This is a genomic window from Ruegeria sp. AL2 (assembly GCF_056540845.1).
The window spans coordinates 1-837 of record NZ_JBQFXM010000071.1 but is presented as its reverse complement, the minus strand read 5'-3'; the positions used below and the strand labels follow the sequence as shown (position 1 = coordinate 837).

Annotated in this window: 1 protein-coding gene; it reads left to right on the top strand. The window is 59.4% G+C overall.

The window, feature by feature from the left end:
* The first annotated feature begins 67 nt into the window (after positions 1-67).
* Positions 68-825 (top strand): IS5 family transposase gene (locus tag ACR0ID_RS20410; protein ID WP_480608422.1). Its coding sequence is split into 2 segments (ribosomal slippage): positions 68-392 and positions 392-825, totalling 759 coding nucleotides; the frame shifts between segments, so codons are not numbered across the junction.
* The last annotated feature ends 12 nt before the right edge of the window (positions 826-837 follow it).

Below are 837 nucleotides of genomic sequence, written 5' to 3'. Positions count from 1 at the left end.
CTAGGGTCAGGATGCATTGATTTCCAACGCGCTGCGTGATTCACGGCTCGGAAAACGGAGCGGTGTCATGAGCGATCTTTACTGGCTGACCGACGAGCAGATGGCCAAACTTGCCCCTTTCTTCCCGAAGTCGCATGGCAAGCCACGGGTCGATGACAGACGGGTGTTGAGTGGGATTATCTTCATCAATCGCAATGGGTTGCGCTGGCGGGATGCGCCGCGGGAATATGGTCCCCACAAGACGCTGTACAGCCGATGGAAGCGTTGGAGCGAGAAAGGCATCTTCGCGCAGATGATGGTCGGCCTGGCTGCCGAACACGGCGAGGAAAAGACCGTGATGATCGATGCGACCTACTTGAAGGCACACCGCACTGCGACCAGCATGGCCGCGAAAAAGGGGGGCGTGGACGCCTGATCGGTCGGACCAAGGGCGGCATGAACACCAAACTTCATGCCATCTGCGATAGCCAGGGGCGACCGCTCAACCTGTTCGTCACCGCCGGCCAGGTCAGCGACTTCATCGGCGCGCGGGCGCTGCTCAGCAGCCTGCCAAAGGTCGACTGGTTGCTCGGGGATCGTGGCTATGACGCCGACTGGTTCCGGGACGCGTTGAAAGACAAAGGCATACGCGCCTGTATCCCCGGCAGAAAGCAACGCAAGACCCCGGTCAAATACGACAAGCGCCGATACAAACGACGCAACCGCATCGAGATCATGTTCGGCAGGCTCAAGGACTGGCGGCGTGTGGCGACACGCTATGATCGCTGTCCCAAGGTCTTCCTCTCAGCCATCGCTCTGGCCGCAACCGTCATCTATTGGTTATGAATCCTGACCCTA